This is a genomic window from Vibrio sp. 10N.247.310.17 (genome assembly GCF_041466605.1).
GTDB lineage: Bacteria > Pseudomonadota > Gammaproteobacteria > Enterobacterales > Vibrionaceae > Vibrio > Vibrio tasmaniensis_A.
The window spans coordinates 1-1021 of record NZ_JBFSTC010000234.1 but is presented as its reverse complement, the minus strand read 5'-3'; the positions used below and the strand labels follow the sequence as shown (position 1 = coordinate 1021).

Below are 1021 nucleotides of genomic sequence, written 5' to 3'. Positions count from 1 at the left end.
GAGGCAGATGGATGTCGAGTTGGTGTTTAATGGCCGATTGGATCTCTGAGTGTGCTTGAGTGTAGCATTCTGACCATTCAAGACTTTTTGCCGCCTCAATGGGTGACATGCCCCGGGCATATAAATCGATATAGGGTGTCCAATCTATCTTGATGTATCGGTATGGGATTTTTTTGAGATGCGCTGCAAATGCCTTAAACCATTCTTTCCATTGGTCGTCATATTCGTGGGTCATTTTTCCGTTGAGATAATTAAGACCTTTGCGAGTAAAAGTGACGCACCTTTGATCATCGTTGAGTTCTAGGTAATTTTCTGAAATCAGTTGCTCTAAGATGTCTCTGATTAGCATGCCAGAGTGTGGGTAAACATCCAAAGCGCGCTCTTTTGCTTGAGACTTGCTCAAGCTCATTCGCTTTTCTTTCATGTGCGCTAGATACTGAGTGTTGATAGGGTCTACTTGGTAATTTTTTGTTCTTGGCCACAGCCAATCTAAAAGGTCGCGGGCATAGGCCGTATTCGGTCCTAATTCTAACGTATAGGACGTTGGCGCTTTGGGTAGGGGGGGAAGCTCTTCTTTATTGCCATTCATGGCGTTTAACTCTTCGGTAGTTAAGTTTCTTAGTATGACATGGGTAAAGCCTTCAATATTGTCGATGTGCTCCCCCAAGCTGACTCTGACACTTTGGATGAAAGGAATGATGGATGCTTGGTTAAATAGAATGTTGTGGGTTGGCTCGTGGTGCGTGACTGCTTGCGCTTTTAAGTCGTCCCAGTCGCCATAACCTACCGCTTGAGCGCAAATCGATAACCATGTGTTTTTTTCGGTGGCGTTGCCCTGAATGATTTCAGCGAAGGTAAGTTGATCGAATATAGTGTGTAATTGTTTCTTTAATATCGGTAGATGGTCAGAATTAAAGAGGGTCTTATTTGACATGGTAATTCCTTGATGAATGAACGTAAAAAAGCCTTGCCATTGCAAGGCTTGGAAGAGTGGTTGAGTGATTATTCGAGATGATGAGGC

At 43.7% G+C, this 1021-nt stretch carries 1 pseudogene; it reads right to left on the bottom strand.

Going from position 1 to position 1021, the window contains the following annotated elements:
• Positions 1-934: pseudogene (locus AB6D80_RS25075) on the bottom strand (hypothetical protein); the annotation flags it as partial.
• Between the last annotated feature and the right edge of the window lie 87 nt (positions 935-1021).